Origin of the sequence: Thalassoglobus neptunius, assembly GCF_007859735.1 — a bacterium.
In the GTDB taxonomy this organism is placed as follows: Bacteria; Planctomycetota; Planctomycetia; order Planctomycetales; family Planctomycetaceae; genus Thalassoglobus; species Thalassoglobus neptunius.
Genome location: NZ_SIHI01000150.1, coordinates 1 through 1,059 on the forward strand (window position 1 = coordinate 1; position 1,059 = coordinate 1,059).

The window sequence follows — 1,059 nt, forward strand, 5'->3', positions numbered from 1 at the left end:
CACCAAATCGAGCGAAGCCATGATCTATGTGGCTTCCATTGGTCGCATGCTCCGCCGCTTAGCTCCTTCACCCAACCAAGCTCCGTTCAAATACCGACTTACAGCATGAAGAGGATTCCGGATAGGCTCTCAGAGACCTTGAGGCTCCTAACTTTATTTATAACAGTCTTCAGCTCTATGGGACTCCGGATGCGACGCTGCTCGAACTTGCTCTCCAGATTCTCGATCGAGTTCCCGAAGCAGCACCCGAATGCGATGGGACAAAACGTGTCGGGGCTGACGTTCTCATGGAGCGTGCGCGAGAAGAGATTGATTATTATCACCGCCGGTTAAATGACTTTAACGGAACCGTCGAAGCTTCCGGTTCCATCGCATCCGGGGTCATGGTCTCACGGGACCGCTTGCTTGTCTCGCCGGAAAGTTGTCTTAATGAAAACCGGGTTGAAGCTTTAATGCACCACGAGATTGGGACGCATTTGCTGACATATTTTAACGGGCGCGGTCAGCCATTTCGACACCTCTATGCGGGGCTCGCCGGATACGAAGAACTTCAGGAAGGGCTGGCTGTCCTTGCAGAATCACTCGTCGGAGGGATGACGTCCAACCGGTGGCGAACACTCGCTGGACGTGTGATCGCCGTTCATTCACTCACAGAAGGGCTGACCTTCGTAGAAACGTTCCACTTGCTGTGCGAAGAGTTTGGATTCTCGGACTCACGTGCCTTCTCTCTTACGCTTCGGGTCTATCGCGGCGGAGGGTTCACGAAGGATTTGATCTACTTGCGAGGACTCTCGCAACTCATGGAATACCTGGCGGCAGGGCACGATATCGAGCCGCTGTATGTCGGGAAGATTGGCTTGCAGCATGTTCCCTTTGTTCAAGAAATGCGACGTCGGAAAGTGATCATCGCCCCTCGCGTACTTCCAAGGTTTGTAAGCGCCGTTTGGAGTGCATGTTGACTTGGGTTGTATTCTTTGGGGTTTCTGGTTTTGGAATTCCTGGGGGATGGTGTCTTGTCGCGTGTGGGTTATTCTCGAGTGCAGTGGGTCGAGTGGATTG

General features: G+C 53.1%; 1 pseudogene. It reads left to right on the plus strand.

The features are described from left to right. Nucleotides 1-140: 140 nt before the first annotated feature. Nucleotides 141-959 (plus strand): annotated as a pseudogene (locus KOR42_RS26340) (tyrosine/phenylalanine carboxypeptidase domain-containing protein); the annotation flags it as partial. Nucleotides 960-1,059 lie beyond the last annotated feature (100 nt).